The sequence below is a fragment of the Lysobacter sp. K5869 genome (genome assembly GCF_018847975.1).
In the GTDB taxonomy this organism is placed as follows: Bacteria; Pseudomonadota; Gammaproteobacteria; order Xanthomonadales; family Xanthomonadaceae; genus Lysobacter.
Genome location: NZ_CP072597.1, coordinates 1,863,122 through 1,878,922, shown reverse-complemented (window position 1 = coordinate 1,878,922; position 15,801 = coordinate 1,863,122). Strand labels below are relative to the sequence as shown.

Below are 15,801 nucleotides of genomic sequence, written 5' to 3'. Positions count from 1 at the left end.
CCGCACGCTTCACCTCTCCGCGAATCGTTCTTCTACGATGATCGCCTGCCCACTAGGGGAGGGAACCCGATGTCGACCAATGCCAGCAACGATCGAGATGTTCTGAAGGGTAGCTCCGTTTTCCGCGACATGCCGCAACGGATGCAAGGATGGATCCTGGAATCCAGTCATGCCAGTTCCGACTTCGCCCAGTTCTTCCGCAATGGCGGAACCATCGTAACCGACCCAGAGACCCACCTACCCTACTATCACCCGACCGAACCGCCGAAGATCGTCGTCAACCAAGCGAGCTACGAATCGCTCAAAGGCCCGCCGCAAAGTTCCACCATTCTTTCCGAGCTGGCGATCTTCACCACCCTCGCTCACGAAATCGGACACGACAAATACAACACCGCGACGATGCCGTTCCGCGGCGGACGCGCCGAGGATTACGTAGCTTATCGGGCCGACCTTGAAGCGCGCACGGTGTTCAACGCGTTCCCGATCTTTCAGGACTTGAAGGGCAACGAGGACTTTCGAACGATCAACTGGAAGTTCATCGGCTACAGCAGCGGATCGGGCATCGGCGCCGCCGTCGTCTATTCGTCCTGGAAGGAGGGCCGGATCGAGGATAGGGACGCGATAGCGCAACTGTCGGGCCCGATTCCGAACTTTCCCTATACACGCCCAGATGGCTTGAAAGATCAGGATGCCGATGGCCTGCTTACACAACGCGACCTGTATTTGCGCGATTACCAACTGCTCATCAAGCATCGAGCGGAACCGACGGCACCGCCTCCGCCGCGCAATCCCCCGCTGACCGATTTCGCCAACCCCGAACACCCGGGACATACCGCATTCGAAAGAACCCTCTCAGAAGTCAGGCGAATGGAGGAAAGCCATGCAATCCCCTCCGGGCCGAACAGCCTGTTGATCGCCGCCGCGCTCCTGGTCGAGGCGGAACGGCAGAAAACGACCATCGCCAACGTCCGACTGGAGTCCGATGGCGGTGTTCACGGCATCGAAAGGCGCAATGCCTTCGAGCCCGAGCGGCGGGTGAGCGTGAATCCGCAGGAGGCCCTGCAACGCCCGATGTCGGAGTACGCGTCGCAATGGGCGCAGTTGCGCTCGCCCCATCTGACCGACGAACGTCCAACGCCGGCACGATCCGCCGAGCAAGATCGAGCTTTGCATCTGCTTAGCCCGCAAGACCGGGCGGCGTTCGACCAGATCCGGGAGCGGGCGCCGCACCACCTCTCCGATGAAACGGTCGCGCAGGCGATGCTGGAGGCCAAACGCGCGGGGTTGGATGGCGCCGAACGAATCGCCGGCGTCGCCATGGTCGGCGACAAGATGCATGTGTACGGGACAACGCCCGGGTTCGTCGCGTCGATCGACGTAACGGCTGCCGCGCAGCGGTTGCAGCTGACCGCCGAGCAAGCCGGCGAGTTCGACCGCCAGCGGGAGACGCGAATAGCCATGGAACACAAGCCGCTGGAATCGGACGCCCCGGAACGCAGCGGGCCGGCCCGCTGAAAACGCCGAAGGGCGATGCGCTTGAATTCGCGGACGACCCTCACCGCATAGTCTGCAAGCGCTCGGCGAACTGCCGCAAAAACGGCCGATGGTCCTGCAAGGCATCCCCCAGCAACGCCTCGAACCGCGGCGACTCCAATTCCTGCAAACACTCCAACACCGACATCCGCGCCCACTCCTGATACTCGTCCGCGCGATGCCACGCCGCCCACGCCAGTTCCTCGGCCGCGCGCACGCGCAGGCCGGCCAGCGCGCGGATCGCGCGGCGGCGGACGTATTCGTCTTGATCGGTCGCCAGCGCCAGCAGCAGCGCCTGCGCTTCCTCGTCGTCGGCCAGATGCCCGAGTTCCACCGCCAACTGCCAGCGCGCATCGGCCTCGCCGTGCGCGAGCGAGGCGCGCGCAAGGAAACGCAGCGCGCTCGGGCGGCGCTTGCGGATTTCTCGGACGAGGTATCGCGCGTCGTTGTCGCGGGCGATGGCGTACAGCACATGCCCGACTTCGGCGTCCGACCACGCGCGCGGGTCGCCGCCCTCCACCCAGCTCAGCACCGCGCGGTGCCACGCCGGCCAATGGCTGTAATCGCACTCCCACTGGCCCTCGCGCGGGCTCAGCCCGCCGCCGGCCCATTCGCGGAAGCGGGTGGTTTCCAGAGTCAGGTCGGTCATGGCGGCGCGGCGGCTCCGTGCGGGCGCTGGCGGCCAGCTTAGCGAAAAGCCGGCGCCGCCGGACCGGCGGCGCGCCGTCCGACGGCGCTTAGGGCAAGGCGGCCAGCGCGCCGGCCACGAACGCCCCGTGCGCGGCGGCCGCCGGCGCCGGCAGCGCCTCGGCCGCGACCCGCGCGCAAGTGTCCGCGTGCGCGCGCAGCCCGGCCTGCAACGGCGCCGCCGCGCGCGCGACCGAGGCGACCGGCCGCTCCACCGCCGCCTCGCCGAACGCGCGCTCCGCCCGCTGCACCCAGCGCAGCGCCGCCGGCGTGCGCGCGGCCGCCTGCCGCGCGTCGTCGGGCGCGAAGCGCAGCGCCGCCCCCGTCGAGGCCATGGCCAACGCATAGACGATGAAAGCCGGCCGCAGGGCCTGGATGAGATCGCTCGACGTCAGCATGGGGGTGGCCTCGATGGGGGTGCCATCGCACGCTATCGCCGGGCCCGGGCGGGCGCGGGGATTAAATGTCGAGTGGGGGAATCGGGGGGCGAGCGGCCGGATGGGCGGGCGAGCGGCGGGACGGTTGGGGGCGAGTGCGCACGCCGACGCCAGCGGCGCTGAACGCCGATGGCGAGGACGATGGTTTACGGATCAAGCGCTTGGCGCGGCCCGCCGCGTCCTGCAGCTTTGTCGGGCTGCCGGGTTGGCGGCCCCAGCGCAAGCCGCGCAGCCCGGGCCGCAACCCGTCGCGGCTTGCACGCGACGCGTCAACACCCAGCCGCAACCTCGCACGGGTTGCCCGCGTCGTATTTGGCTTGCGCGCAACACACCAAGCGTTGCGCTCGCAAGCCGCAACGGCTCGCGCGCAAGCCGTCTCGCAGCACACGCAAGTCTCCGCGCCGCAACCGCAAACCCAACGGCTTGCGCGCAATACCCGACGCTTTGCGAACGCAACACGTAAACAGTCACGCGCAAGCATCGGCAGCCCACGCGCAAAGCGAATCGCCTTGCGGCCGGGATGCGCGATGCGGCGACCGGGACGGCGCGGCTTACAGGCGAGCAAAAAACCGCCTAACGACGACCCCAAAAGCCTTGCGCTCGACGCCTTTCGGCTCGCACGCAAGGCTTTTTTGGCTTGCGATTGGCGCGGCCCGGGTCGACCCCAAGTCCCACCGCATCAACGGCGAGACAGGGCGAGTCGCAACCGCCCTGCCCGCTACCGGAGCAGGGCCCCCACGAGTCAGTGCAGACGCCGCGACGGCGCCGGCCCCGCCCCCTCGTCCCCGACGGGCGACCACACACAGGCATCCATCACCGGATCCAGCCGCCGCGCCAGCGCCTGGAACACCTCCCGCAGCAAGCGATGGTCCTGCCCGGCGGGATAACCGATTTCGACCAACACCTCCGGCTGCAAAGTCCGCACGATCCCGTGCAACTCCTGCTGGAAAGCGGAAAGCGCTTTGAACGCGTCAACGGGCATGACCACCCCTTCGTGCGGGGGCGTAGGGTCGGATTTACGGGGCATACGCGGCACTCCTGTCCTTGAGCGGAAAACCCGCGCGGCGCGGCGTGCGGCCGGCGGGGTGTCGGGAGGCTCTAAACCGCACAAAGCCGGTGGGCGTATTCCCCTTTCGGGTATTGTATTAGCCGCCCTCCCGACGCAGGAAAACGCGTCGACATGCCTAAACGCCAGGCATGAAAAACCCACCAATTGACGGAGGTGGGTACCGCTTTGTGCGGAGTTTAGAGACTCCGTGATTACGATTTTGCGTGGCTTAACAAGGGCCGTCAATCAGACAAGTCCGATTTCATCGCCCAAATACGTATCTGCAATAGAATTCCGGAGCGACAGCCCGGCAGCGACGCTACTAGTGACGGGAAAACGAGAATATGAGGCCACGCAACTTATCGCCTCGAATTATTCAATATGCACGCCAGCAGACCTGCGATAGGGTGTGCCGCTAACGTGATTGACCCTTGCCCGAGAAGCGCCTTGACGGCGTTCTGAGGCTGCTTGAACATCTGGCGCATACCCCACCTCGGGGCTTACGAAGCATTTCCCAAAAGAGAGATTGTCGATAGCCCATGAAGATATCGCAGCTCACTCGCCGCGACATTATCGATGCCATGATAGCTGAACAGGTCAATCTGTACGGCCGCCTAGAAGAGACGGAGTTCCTTTCTCGCCTCTTTGATCTGCAGAGCCTCCCTTCGTTTGATCCACGCTTCAAGGATGCCGCTGGTGATATCTGGCAGCATCGCGTCAACAACTACGATTGGAACGATGACTGGGTCTTCTACGACACCCGACTAAACATTCTTAATGGCGATGATGAGATTTTTCTCAGATTTCTCGCCGAGGTGCTGCATCCGGTTGTCCGCTCTGACTCGACAGAAGCAGAGCGCATCTGCCAAATGTTTAATCAGTACCTTCGAAATGATGGGTTCCAACTAGTTGAGCGCACTCGTCTCTCTGGAAAGCCTGTCTATATCGGCCGATATGTTGGAATCAGTGCCACGCCGGGCATCAATGCCGCCCGCGAGAGCCTTGCAGGCACGGACCCATCTTATGTCTCACAGCAAATTACACGCATTGAAGCTGCAATAATCAATGATCCGTCACTTGCTATTGGGACGGCCAAAGAGCTTGTCGAAACCTGCTGCAAGACGATTCTGTCTGATCGCAACGTGGTGTTCTCAAGGACCGCCGACATTCCAGAGCTAGTAAAACTAACTGCCAAGGAATTGGAGCTGACGCCCGATGACATCCCAGACAAAGCAAAAGCTGCGGAGACCATCAAGAGATTACTGAGTAACTTAGCCTCAATTACCCAAGGCGTTGCAGAGCTAAGGAATCACTATGGCACCGGACATGGCAAGGTCGCGAGCACAAAGGGGCTTAAACCTCGTCACGCAAAACTTGCGGCCGGAGCGGCCTCAACTCTGGCCGTCTTTCTTACTGAGACACACAATGACCGCCCCAACAAGCCTTAGGACTGGTGACTAGAAATCATTCAAGCTGAGCCCCCTTCACGACATGGTTAAGTCAGGCATCGGATGTCGCAACGAGTCTTATCACACTTAATGAGGAGCTAGAGCATGGCTGCTAGAAAACCCCCCTCACAACAACCAACTGCGGCAAATCTCTCCTCAGAGCAGATGCGCTCAGCTATTCCAAAGCTAGAGCGCCGGATAAGAGACTTGGAGGAATTCAATCCCAACTCTCTCACGCAGAGGGGTGATCCACGCTTAGACTCGATCGAGAACAAGCTCAAAGACACAGTAGCTGAGGTGTTCGGTCATGGCACGCTGGAATACAACAGATTTCAACCCAGATCACTCGATACTGCTGGCTACAACATGATATACGAAACCCCGCTTCGCGACGTAATTCAGAGCGTCCAGGAAAGCAGGGAGCGAGAAATACTAAATCTTAAAACCATCATTGAGCTGTTTCACGAAAAACTCGAGGATGGCGGAGAGTCATCCGTTTCCAAAGCTCGTCGAGCATTCGGAGACCTGGATCTGCACCCTGAAATCTCTCGTGCCTGCTCAAAGCTATTTTCGGACGGACACTACGCAGAAGCGGTTGAGAATTCGTGCAAAGTTCTAGACATGCTCGTCAAGATGAGAAGCATGCGCATGGATCCTAGTGGCACGGAGCTCATGCAATTAGTCTTTAGCCCAAAATCACCAATTCTCAAGTTCAACGAGCAGCAGAATGATAGTGAGCGGAGTGAACAGCAAGGAATGATGTTTCTGTTCTCCGGCGCCATGCTCGCGATTAGAAACCCTCGAGCACATGGACTTGTTCAAGACAACCCAGAGAATGCAGTCGCCTACATTTCTTTTATCAGCATGCTCGCAAAGTCGCTTGATCGAACTAGCCCGTGAGACGCCTGCTCTACAGTTCTAACACCGATACTTGTTCTGGTGGACGGGTGAACTGACACCTGCGTTTATTCGCGTCGAGGGCTGACCTTCTCGCATGCAACGCTCACCTTGAGCCGTGCATGCACATCGGATGTCCGGTCGGCCGGAACACCAGCGTTGTATCCAATGGCATCCCCCGCATGCACCCGTTCCCAGATCGCAGTGCGCAACGCATGGATTGCCCTTGGATAGATCAGTGCGCGAGCAACCAGCGCCACGCCGCATTCCGCAAAAGGACCTTGCCATGCCTCCCCACCTCCTCGATCAACTAACCACCGGCCTCCGCCGCGCATGGCAGGAATCCTTCGTCGATCGCTATCGCCTGTGGTCGGCGCGGGTGAGCGGCATCGAAGTCACCCAAGCCATCCAATACCACCGCGCAAACGAGCACCTGACCGATGCGGCCGACCGCAGCGCCGACAATTCGGTGCAGCTGATCGCGTTCAAAGCCGCATGGGTGCGCGTGTACGTGCGCTCGGGCTTGCTCGGCACCGTCGCCAACGTCACCGGGACGCTGGAAGTGTCGCGTCGGAATCGCTTGCACGAGTACGAGCCGGTCGACACCTACGCGCCGCAAGGCGGCCCGGTCAGCGCCGAACAACTCCCGACCTACCGCGACGAGCGCGGCGACCTGGGACGCAGCCTCAACTTCGTGATATCGGCCAACGAGTTGTACGGAACGCTGCGCCTGACCGCGCGCCTGACCGGCTTTGAGGGCAGCGAGAAGTCGGTGAACGTCAGCGCGCAGTTGGTGCAGACGCTGCGCGTGCGCGGCATTCTGGTCGCCTACGACGGCGACAGCACGTCGGCGCCGGCGACGCCGGGCGCGCCGGTGACGCGATTGGTCTTGGCGGCGCCGACGCTGGCGGATCTGCAAACCACCGCGGCGACCGCGTTGGCGGCGATGCCGGTGCAGGCCACCGGTTCGTTCGCGGTCTGCTCGAACCTGGATTGGTCCACGCCGCTGGACGATGCGCGCGTCGCGCCCGGCAAGTGTTCGGACAACTGGAACGATCTTCTCGACGCGATGTCGCTGCTGCGCGACAACGACGGCAATCGCGACGACGTCGTGTACTACGGCCTGTTGCCGAGCGGAATTCCGCTGGGCGTGCCCGGCTGCGGCGACGACGGGCTGGGTGCGGCCGCGGTCGGCAACGATCAGACGTTTCTGCACGAGACCGGGCACGGCTACGGGTTCCAGCACACGCCCTGCGGTGCGGGCGGCACCACAGACCCCGACTATCCGACCTATGAGCCGTACATGTCGGCGTCGATCGGCGAGTTCGGCCTGGATATCCGCGACGGCACGATTCACGACCCGCAACTCGTCGCCGACTACATGAGCTATTGCCGGCCGCGCTGGATGTCGCTGTACCAGCATCGGCGCTTGCTCAGCCATCCGCGACTGGCGCCGGAATGGCTGCCGCCGGATTTCCCGATCCTGCCGCCGTTGGAGCGGCCCTTCAACCTCGAACACCTGTGGTGGCCCGACCCGCCGTGGCGCTATCAAGGCCCGGAGTGGCGCATGACGCCGGTGATTTCCGTGCAGGGGCGGGTGCTGGAGAACGGACGGATCGAAGTCGAATCGGTCGCGCGTATCGAGGTGGCGGCGCCTGCGCTGGGAATTCCGACGCAATGGAGCGCGCAATTGCTGGATGAGCAAGGCGGCGTGCTGTCGCGCGCGGTGTTGATGCGGCGCGAACCGCAAGGCGGTGGCTGCTGCTGCGGCGGTGGCCATGCGCATCGCGACGACGATGCGCCGCCGTTCGCGTTCCGCGCGTACCTGCGCAACGTCGCGCCGGGCGCATCGCTGCGGATCGATGGGCCGGACAAGCAAACCTGGAGCCGTAAGGCCAGCGCGCAGCCGCCGCGTTTCACGCACGCGACAGCGAAGGTGGGCGGCGAGCAAGAACTCGCGCTGGAATGGGCGCTGGAGGGCGCCGACGTCAAGGACGTCTGGGCGCAATGGCGCTGCGACGAGAAAGACGCCTGGCACAGCTTGGGCATCGGATTGCGCGGCAACCAGGCGCGGTTGGCGCTGCAAGGCCTGCCGCCGAACCGCATACAAGTCCGGCTGATCGCGCACGACGGTTTCCATTCCGGCGAATCCGAACCGTTCGCCGTGGACCTGCCCGAGCGCGAGCCGGTGCTGGCCCTCATCAGCCCGTCCGGCGGCAAGACCTTCCGCGTCGGCCGTCCGATGCAATTGCAAGGCAACCTCACCGACAGCTCCGGTCAACCGCTGCCCGAGGATCGGCTGACGTGGTGGCTCGATGGCGTGCTGATCGGGGACGGTCGCGAGCGCTGGCTCGCCGCGCCCGCTGCGGGGGATCACGAGTTGGTGGTGCAGACCGAGTGGCGCGGAGGGGTTGCGAAACGGGCGGTGAAGTTCACGACCGAGCGTGGGCTTGGGCGCGGCGGATGAGGCGCCGGCTTCGGACGATGGTTGCGCAGGAATTGGCGAATAGGCTCGGCGGGGAGCCAGGGGTTACGGCAGCCCGAGGATGGACCCCACTGAGGCCTTGAGCAGATCGACCAACTCCGGGTCCATGTACTGATACTCGTCCGGGATGTCGAGCACATGCACCGGCTTGTTGGCGATGACGCGGCCGAACTCCGCCATCAGCCGGGACCGATGCTTGTTCTCCATGACGAAGATGGAGTGCGCCCAACGGATGTCGTCGACGGACACGTGCCGGCGCGCGTTGGGGCTGGTGCCGGCGGATCTTGCCCGTATGTCAGGGTGGTTGCGCCACACGGCCTCGGCCGTCGGGCTGCGCCATTGGTTGCGGCTGCAGATGAAGAGGAGGTTGAGGGGTTCGTTGTCCTCGATCTCGTGCTTGTTCGAGGGGTGCGGGTAGTCGATGCCGAGTTGCTTGGCGCGGGCGAGTTTTTCAGAACGCAGGTAGAGGAGCTTCCAGTTCTTCTCGCGCTTTTCTTTGGTTTTGGGGTGGTCTTCTTTCATGAACTCGGGATTGGGTTGATCCGGGCCAGGGCGCGATTCCCCGCCGCGGCTAACTCAGACTCGGTCGGCGCCAAGGCTTGAGTTCCAAATGATGCTGCAGGTAGTAATGGACCGGCAGCATCGACAGCCGCCACAGGGTCAGCAGCGATACCGTGAGGATTGCGAACTTGTAGGGGAAATCCGGCAGCTTCAGCAGCGCCAGGATGTAGCTGACCGGCAGCAACACGGCGGGCAGCCAGACTTCCCAGTGTCTCCAAACCTCCTTGTGCACCGAGCCCTTGGCCGAATGGCGCTCCATGAAGGACAGGCCCTCCAGTGCGGGGATCGAGCGTTCCGTCCAATAGAGTTTGGTCATGGTTCTGGGCCGTCGGAGGACGTTCGTGAATTTAGCGCATGGGTGCTGTGCGTGTCCGCGCTAGAAAGGGGTCAGAGTAGCCTTTCTCGACTTATAGAGAGAAAGGCTACTCTGACCCCTGTTTGCGCGATAAATGTGGGGGCTGATGTCGAATTGGTTGGCGCGTCCGCGCTTAATCCCAGGCCGTCGCGTTCTTCGGGAACCCAGGCCGTTGCACCCGCACCACGCAGAACCTCTGCCCCGTGGGCGCCTGCATCACCACCCAGCGTTCCAGGCGGTCGACCATCGTTGCGCCCAGCGCCTCAAGACGCGCCACCTCCGCAGGAATATCGTCGGTCTCGATATCGATATGAACCCGACTCTCGTGGTCGACCTTCTGAATCTGCACGATCGGCTCATCCGGCGGCGTTTCCAGCATGCGGTAGTTGCCGCGGGTTCCCGGATGATCGGGATCCACCGCACGGCCCAGCGCGTCGGCCCAGAACCGGGCGGCACGGTCGATGTCGGAGGTGTTGCAGTCGATGAGAAGGGCGCAAAGACGCGAGTGGTGCATGGCGAGCTCCTTCGCTAGAAAGGGGGCAGAGTAGCCTTTCTCGACTTATAGAGAGAAAGGCTACTCTGACCCCTGTTTGATAACGCTATCCCGCCGGACGCCGACTGCTCGCCAAGCCACGCAGGCACTCTTCGCGCAGCGCCGCCACCTGCTTAGGCGGCTTTCGCGACAAGGCGACTTTCAGCTTCTCCAGGTATCCCGGCGGCAACTCGCTGTCGGCCGCGAACTCGCAGACGGACAGGCCATCGCTCCACCAGTGGCGCTTCAGCCAAGGAAGCACGACGTAAGGCTGCACCAACAGCGCCTGCGCCAAAGCGGCGTCCAGATCCTCCGAAGCGCCGGCATCGACACCCGGCGCCAATCGCTCCGCCACATCGATCCAGCGTGGATCGCCGGAGCTGACGCCGGAGAGCAGCTGCCTCGTTTTCTCGGGTGAAGACCAGATGGCCCGCACTACGGCCGGCGCGCCGCTTTGTTCCACCCGCAGGCGTACGTCTTGCGGCGAAAGCGCCTTGTTGGCCGTGAAGCCGGTGGTGAAGGAGGCCGCTAACAGCGTCGCGACCTTTATGGCAAACATGACCTCTTTCATGGTCAGCCCCTTGAGCTGATTTGCTTCATCGTGCGGCTCGGCGCGCCCGCCGTTGGAGGGACATCGGTCATAAACGTCAGCCTCTGTCCAGCGGCCAAGCGCGTCGCCGCCAAGTCTCCGCAGGCCGTTAATCCATAAAATCGCCTCGAGCCTCTTCCTCCAACATCCTAGTTCTTGACCCTGAGAGCTCAAGAACCGACACACGACACACTCGCGGCCTTCTTCTATCAGAGGAATATATCGCCACAAAAAATCTCTTAGCCAAATTCGGCTCTAATGCTCCAAGAAGATGCCATTTAGCGATCCCTTGCCATTGCTGCCCAGGCTGCAAGACAGATGGAAGCGCAGGAGGGTAAGCCTCATTGATTCTAGGATCGAGCACCAATAAAGTTTTCTTACTACGGCGAAGCAAACAACGCCACCATCGTTCCCATCTTCCACCATAATCAACCACGGCAAAGTGTGTAATGGTTGCGGACCGATCACCACGATTCGACACTGTTACCACAAGATACCTTTCGTCCGCCCCCGAGCCGCTGATACTAGCGTTTGGCATTGCATCAACAATCAGACGAACTCCAGACTCAAACCATCTGCGGACCTCTAAGCCCAAAACCGCCGTCGCCACTAGCGCCGCATAAATGGCCGTCCACGCCTGCCATTGCGCCCAGATGTCACCCTTCATAATCGCCCCCACATTCAGCAGGTCATATTGCAAGAAGAAGGAAATTCACCAACCTGATTGCTTAGCAAGATTATCGATTTTTCAGATATCCAAGACGGAGCGCTACGCTCAGATGCGTCGTCACACCAACGAAGGAGCGCTCTCGTGTCTGAATCATTTTTTGAGCCACATAGATTTGATTTACTGCAGTTATCCATCTCGAGCGGCCAGCTAACCATAGAACAATTGTCTCGCCTACAACCCGGCATGCTCGATCTGTTACGAATCAAGGCTTCTGCACTCAGGCAACGCGCCATTTCCGATGCCCGAGACTACCTAGATGTCGTCTTAGTGACCCTCGGCCAGTCGCTACCTCTGGAACAACAACGTCGTTTGCTCGAATGTGCGGACGACCAGCTGGCATCAGCCCAACACTGGAACGATTTGGCGGCGAACGCGCGTTTCTGCCGGGAACATCCCGAGTTGGCGAAGCAACTGGTGTGTGACGCAACACCAAGCACAGAGCCAGCTATAGCGCCGCACGAGGAATTGACGCCACGACGCGCGAACCGCAAGAACGCGGCAGGCGGTTGAGACGAAAGCCACGCCTGTCTCGCTCGGATTCGGCTTGCGCGGGCCGTCATGGCCCGCGGTCGCGGCTCACGCCGCTCCTACAAGGGGAAACCGAAGCCGCGCGGTGGGTCAGTAGTCGAACCAGAAGACCAGGCGCGTGGCGCCCTGGGCTTGGAGGTCGCGCAGTGCTTGCAGGAAATCGTCGTCGAGCAGTTCGCGGTACGTGCCGGCGGTGCATTGTTCGGGGCGGACGTCTTCGCGGAAGCGCAGCGGTTGGTCGTAGTCGAAGTTCAGCAGTTCGTCGAGCGTCAGCCAGGATGGGGCGTGGTGCTGGCCTTTGGCGAAGGTTCCCTGCACGGTCTCGCTGGCGTCGTCGGGCAAGCCGCGCGGCGGGCTGATCGGGACGATGTTGGCCCAGTTGCTGACGCCGGCGAGGAAGGCGAAGCGGGTGTAGTTGCGGGCGCGCAGGCGGTCGGTTTCGGGCAGCGCTTCGAAGCGGCCGGTGGCGTCGCGGCGTTCGGGGTGGAGGCGGAGGTAGCCGGCCATCGCTTGCTCCTTGCTGCGGTGGGTGGGGTGGCGCCGTGGTTGTGAGTTCGCGGTCGCGGCTTGCGCCGCTCCTACAGGGAGCAGCGCGGCTTACGCGGTCAGCGGCCGCCGTGCACCGGTTTGTGCGCGCGTACGGCCATCACCACGCCCAACCCCGCCAGCAACGAAACCGCCGACGTGCCGCCGTAGCTCAGCAACGGCATCGGCACGCCCACCACCGGCAGCAGGCCGGAAATCATGCCGCCGTTGACGATCACGTAGACGAAGAACGCCAGCCCCAGCGCGCCGGCGATCAGGCGCGAGTAGCCGTCGCGGGCGCCGGCGGCGATCCACAGGCAGCGGCCGACGACGAACAGGTACAGGGCGAGGACGGTGACGACGCCGACCCAGCCGAATTCCTCGCTAAGCACGGCGAAGATGAAGTCGGTGGTGTGTTCGGGCAGGTAGTTGAGGTGCGATTGCGAGCCTTGCAGCCAGCCTTTGCCGGTCATGCCGCCGGCGCCGATGGCGATCTTGGACTGGATGATGTTCCAGCCGGTGCCGAGCGGGTCGCTCTCGGGGTTGAGGAAGGTCAGGATGCGGTCTTTCTGGTACGGGCGCAGCAGCCAGAACCAGGCGACCGGGGCGATCGCGGAGACGGCGCCGAAGGCGGCGACGAACCACCACCACGATAGGCCGGCCAGATACAGCGCGAACGCGCCGCTGATGCCGACCAGCATCGCGGTGCCGAAGTCGGGTTGCAGCAGGATCAGCACGGTGGGCGCGCCGATCAGCACGCCGGCGACCAGCACGGTGAGGAATTTGGGCGGTAGCTGTTGGCGGTTGAGGTACCACGCCACCATCATCGGCAGGCTCAGTTTCAGCAGCTCGGCCGGCTGGAAGTAGAAGACTTTCAGGTCGATCCAGTGGCGGCCGTGCTTGCCGGTGCCGATCGCCAGCACCGCCAGCAGCGGGATCATCGAGACGGCGTAGATCACCGGCGTCCAGTTGCGCAGTTGCGGCATCGACATGCGCGACAGGCCCCACATCGCGGCGAGGCCGACGGCGAAGCGCGAGCCCTGGGCGAAGACCATGCGGGTGGAGTGTTCGCCGGCGCTGTAGAGCACGGCCAGGCCGATGACCATCAGCGCGAGCAGCGCGGCCAGCATCATCAGGTCGAGGGTGCGGGTGAATCGCTGGCCCAGGTCCCACAGGTAGCGCAGGATCACTCTCACCGCTGCGGCTCCACGGTCGGGGTCACGTCGTCGTCTTCGGGGTCGAGGTTGGGTTCGATCAGCGCATCGTCGCTGCGTGCGGGCGTTTGTCCGCCCTGCTCCGCCGGCGCCACGTAACCGGGCAGGTTCGGTTTCAGGCCGGCCTCGTTGCCGCCTTCGGCCTGCGGCACGTGGCCGGGCTGGGCGGCGACGCGCGCGTTGGCCATCGCGATCACCTTGGCCCAGGCGCCGTTGACCGGCACCGCCACGACTTGGTGTTCGGCCGGCGCGGCGCCTTCGCCGACGGCTTGGCCCGGGGTCACGGTCGGCGCCGCGCCGGGCGCGACGGCGAGCGGCGCGACGGTGGGCGCGGCCTTGCCGTCCTTGTCCGGCAGCGGCTCGGGCATCTTGCCGAGCAGCCACGCGTCGAAGATCTTGCGCGCGATCGGCGCGGCGGTGCTGCCGCCGTAGCCGCCGTGTTCGACCACCACCGCGACCGCGATGGTCGGGTTCTCGGCCGGCGCGTAGCCGACGAACAGCGCCTGGTGGCGCAGGTGGTACGGCAGCGAGTGCGGGTTGAGGCTGACGTTGCCCTTGCGGCTGACCTTCTGCGCGGTGCCGGTCTTGCCGGCCATGCGGTACGGCGCGCCGCGCGCCATGATCCGCGCGGTGCCGCGGCCGCCGTGGATGGTCGATTCCATGCCTTCGTGCACGGCTTGCAGGTGCGCGGGGTTGTCGGTGATGCGGGTGGGCGCGTCGAGCTCCTTCGGCAGCCACGGCGATTCGTAGCCGGTGCGGATTTCGCGCACGAGGTGCAGTTGGCGCAGGGTGCCGTTGTTGGCGATGGCGGCGGTGCCGCGCGCGAGTTGCAGCGCGGTCACCACCCAATAGCCCTGGCCGATGCCGGCGATGACGGTTTCGCCCGGGTACCAGCCTTCTTTCTTGTTGCGCTTGGCCTTCCACGCCGGCGACGGCAGGATGCCGGGGTTTTCGCCGAGCAGGTCGATGCCGGTCTTCTGGCCGAAGCCGTAGCGGGTCATGTACTGATCGACCCGGTCGATGCCCATGTCGAGGGCAAGCTTGTAGTAGTAGGTGTTGACCGACTGGGCGATGGATTCGCGCAGATCGACCCAGCCGTGGCCGCCGCCGTGCGAGTCGCGGTAGCCGCGCTTCTGGCCGGGGATGTGGAATTCGCCGGTGGACAGGATCTTGTCTTCGGGCCGGCGGAAGCCGCTGTCGAGGCCGGCCAGCGCCATGAACGGCTTCATGGTCGAACCCGGCGGGCCGCCGCCGAGCACGTTGCGGTTGAACTGCGGGCGCGACGGGTCTTCGTTGAGCGCTTTGTAATTGGCGCTGGAAATCCCGTTGACGAACATGTTGCTGTCGTAGCTGGGCAGGCTGACCATGCCCAGCACTTCGCCGGTGCGCGGGTCCACCGCGACGGCCGAGCCGTCCATGTCGCCGAAGGCGGTGACCATGGCGCGTTGCAGGTCGAGGTCGATGCTCAGGCGCAGGTCGGCGCCGGGTTTGGCCGGGACGTGGCCGACTTGGCGGATCGGGCGGCCGTCGACATTGGTCTCGATCTGCTCGTAACCGACTTGCCCGCGCAGTTGTTGTTCGTAGGAACGCTCCAGGCCGGTCTTGCCGATGTGGGTCAGCACGCCGGCGTTGACGCCGAGCGCTTCCTGGTCCTTGGTGTCGATGCGGCCGACGTAGCCCAGCACGTGCGCGAACAAGTCGCCGTAGGGATAGCGGCGGTTGAGGTAGGAGACGAGTTCGACGCCGGGGAAGCGCCAGCGGTCCACGGCGAAGGCCGAGACTTCCTCGTCGCTGACCCGCAGCTTGAGCACGATCGGCTTGAAGCCGCGGGTGGCTTTGCGTTCGGCCTCGAAGCGCGAGATGTCCTCGGGCGTCAGCGCGATCACGCGCGCGAGCTGCGGCAGCCATTTGTCGCTGTCGCCGGCTTCCGACGGGGTGACTTCGATGCGGAACGCGGGGACGTTGTCGGCGAGGATGCGGCCGCGGCGGTCGTAGATCAGGCCGCGGCCGGGCACGACCGGGCGCAGCTTGACCCGGTTCTGCTCCGAGCGCATCGCGTAGTCGTCGTGCTGCCAGACCTGCAGGCGGAAGTACCAGAAGCCCAGGCCGACCACGCCGACCAGTACGCAGAAGAAGGCGACGGCGGCGCGCAGGCGGAACTGGTCGGCCTCGGCCGCGGTGTTCTTGAGCACGCGCGGACGGCGGTTGAGCAGGCGGCGGCGCGGTCCCATC

14 protein-coding genes and 1 pseudogene are annotated in these 15,801 nt (G+C 63.8%); 5 read left to right on the top strand and 10 right to left on the bottom strand.

Features of this window, described 5'->3' with window-relative positions:
• Positions 1-69 precede the first annotated feature (69 nt).
• Positions 70-1,515, top strand: a complete 1,446-nt coding sequence (locus J5226_RS08010; protein ID WP_215839390.1) for an XVIPCD domain-containing protein — start codon at positions 70-72, stop codon at positions 1,513-1,515.
• A 40-nt stretch (positions 1,516-1,555) separates the two neighbouring features.
• Here J5226_RS08010 and J5226_RS08005 read toward each other — a convergent pair whose 3' ends face one another.
• From J5226_RS08005 to J5226_RS07995, 3 genes are all read right to left on the bottom strand, one after another.
• Positions 1,556-2,182 (bottom strand): HEAT repeat domain-containing protein, encoded by a 627-nt coding sequence (locus J5226_RS08005; RefSeq protein WP_215839388.1) that lies wholly within the window; start codon positions 2,180-2,182, stop codon positions 1,556-1,558.
• An 88-nt stretch (positions 2,183-2,270) separates the two neighbouring features.
• On the bottom strand, positions 2,271-2,618 hold the full coding sequence (locus J5226_RS08000; RefSeq protein WP_215839386.1) for a hypothetical protein: 348 nt from the start codon (positions 2,616-2,618) through the stop codon (positions 2,271-2,273).
• A 781-nt stretch (positions 2,619-3,399) separates the two neighbouring features.
• Positions 3,400-3,684, bottom strand: a complete 285-nt coding sequence (locus J5226_RS07995) for a hypothetical protein (protein ID WP_215839384.1) — start codon at positions 3,682-3,684, stop codon at positions 3,400-3,402.
• A gap of 560 nt (positions 3,685-4,244) precedes the next feature.
• Between J5226_RS07995 and J5226_RS07990 the strand changes: the two genes are divergently transcribed.
• The 3 genes from J5226_RS07990 to J5226_RS07980 all read left to right on the top strand — a co-directional run bounded on the left by J5226_RS07990 (position 4,245) and on the right by J5226_RS07980 (position 8,517).
• Positions 4,245-5,153 (top strand): abortive infection family protein, encoded by a 909-nt coding sequence (locus J5226_RS07990; protein ID WP_215839381.1) that lies wholly within the window; start codon positions 4,245-4,247, stop codon positions 5,151-5,153.
• A gap of 105 nt (positions 5,154-5,258) precedes the next feature.
• The gene (locus tag J5226_RS07985; RefSeq protein WP_215839379.1) at positions 5,259-6,053 is read left to right on the top strand and encodes a TIGR02391 family protein; all 795 of its coding nucleotides are present in this window, start codon (positions 5,259-5,261) and stop codon (positions 6,051-6,053) included.
• Positions 6,054-6,183: 130 nt separating this feature from the next.
• Complete coding sequence (locus J5226_RS07980; protein ID WP_215839377.1) at positions 6,184-8,517, top strand: hypothetical protein; 2,334 nt, start codon at positions 6,184-6,186, stop codon at positions 8,515-8,517.
• Positions 8,518-8,580: 63 nt separating this feature from the next.
• Here J5226_RS07980 and J5226_RS07975 read toward each other — a convergent pair whose 3' ends face one another.
• The 4 genes from J5226_RS07975 to J5226_RS07960 form a co-directional block, all read right to left on the bottom strand.
• A complete protein-coding gene (locus J5226_RS07975; RefSeq protein WP_255323026.1) occupies positions 8,581-9,057 on the bottom strand; it encodes a hypothetical protein in 477 nt (158 codons plus the stop codon).
• Positions 9,058-9,106: 49 nt separating this feature from the next.
• Positions 9,107-9,412, bottom strand: a complete 306-nt coding sequence (locus J5226_RS07970) for a hypothetical protein (protein WP_215839375.1) — start codon at positions 9,410-9,412, stop codon at positions 9,107-9,109.
• A gap of 172 nt (positions 9,413-9,584) precedes the next feature.
• Positions 9,585-9,965: a VOC family protein gene (locus J5226_RS07965; protein WP_215839373.1), complete on the bottom strand. Its 381-nt coding sequence runs from the start codon at positions 9,963-9,965 to the stop codon at positions 9,585-9,587.
• A gap of 85 nt (positions 9,966-10,050) precedes the next feature.
• A complete protein-coding gene (locus tag J5226_RS07960) occupies positions 10,051-10,554 on the bottom strand; it encodes a hypothetical protein (RefSeq protein WP_215839371.1) in 504 nt (167 codons plus the stop codon).
• A gap of 829 nt (positions 10,555-11,383) precedes the next feature.
• Between J5226_RS07960 and J5226_RS07955 the strand changes: the two genes are divergently transcribed.
• Complete coding sequence (locus J5226_RS07955; protein WP_215839369.1) at positions 11,384-11,812, top strand: hypothetical protein; 429 nt, start codon at positions 11,384-11,386, stop codon at positions 11,810-11,812.
• Positions 11,813-11,920: 108 nt separating this feature from the next.
• Here J5226_RS07955 and J5226_RS07950 read toward each other — a convergent pair whose 3' ends face one another.
• The 3 genes and pseudogenes from J5226_RS07950 to mrdA form a co-directional block, all read right to left on the bottom strand.
• Complete coding sequence (locus tag J5226_RS07950) at positions 11,921-12,337, bottom strand: hypothetical protein (RefSeq protein ID WP_215839367.1); 417 nt, start codon at positions 12,335-12,337, stop codon at positions 11,921-11,923.
• A gap of 98 nt (positions 12,338-12,435) precedes the next feature.
• Complete coding sequence (gene rodA, locus J5226_RS07945; RefSeq protein ID WP_215839365.1) at positions 12,436-13,551, bottom strand: rod shape-determining protein RodA; 1,116 nt, start codon at positions 13,549-13,551, stop codon at positions 12,436-12,438.
• 371 nt (positions 13,552-13,922) lie between these two features.
• Positions 13,923-15,800, bottom strand: a pseudogene (gene mrdA / locus J5226_RS07940) (penicillin-binding protein 2); the annotation flags it as partial.
• Position 15,801 lies beyond the last annotated feature (1 nt).

Bases quoted from the DNA above. Each gene is read 5' to 3' on its own strand.
- J5226_RS07965 (WP_215839373.1), bottom strand. From the start codon at position 9,965: ATGCACCACTCGCGTCTTTGCGCCCTTCTCATCGACTGCAACACCTCC.
- J5226_RS07990 (WP_215839381.1), top strand. From the start codon at position 4,245: ATGAAGATATCGCAGCTCACTCGCCGCGACATTATCGATGCCATGATA.
- J5226_RS07950 (WP_215839367.1), bottom strand. From the start codon at position 12,337: ATGGCCGGCTACCTCCGCCTCCACCCCGAACGCCGCGACGCCACCGGC.
- J5226_RS07970 (WP_215839375.1), bottom strand. From the start codon at position 9,412: ATGACCAAACTCTATTGGACGGAACGCTCGATCCCCGCACTGGAGGGC.
- J5226_RS08000 (WP_215839386.1), bottom strand. From the start codon at position 2,618: ATGCTGACGTCGAGCGATCTCATCCAGGCCCTGCGGCCGGCTTTCATC.
- J5226_RS07960 (WP_215839371.1), bottom strand. From the start codon at position 10,554: ATGAAAGAGGTCATGTTTGCCATAAAGGTCGCGACGCTGTTAGCGGCC.
- J5226_RS07975 (WP_255323026.1), bottom strand. From the start codon at position 9,057: ATGAAAGAAGACCACCCCAAAACCAAAGAAAAGCGCGAGAAGAACTGG.
- J5226_RS07995 (WP_215839384.1), bottom strand. From the start codon at position 3,684: ATGCCCCGTAAATCCGACCCTACGCCCCCGCACGAAGGGGTGGTCATG.
- J5226_RS07985 (WP_215839379.1), top strand. From the start codon at position 5,259: ATGGCTGCTAGAAAACCCCCCTCACAACAACCAACTGCGGCAAATCTC.
- J5226_RS07980 (WP_215839377.1), top strand. From the start codon at position 6,184: ATGTCCGGTCGGCCGGAACACCAGCGTTGTATCCAATGGCATCCCCCG.
- J5226_RS08005 (WP_215839388.1), bottom strand. From the start codon at position 2,182: ATGACCGACCTGACTCTGGAAACCACCCGCTTCCGCGAATGGGCCGGC.
- J5226_RS08010 (WP_215839390.1), top strand. From the start codon at position 70: ATGTCGACCAATGCCAGCAACGATCGAGATGTTCTGAAGGGTAGCTCC.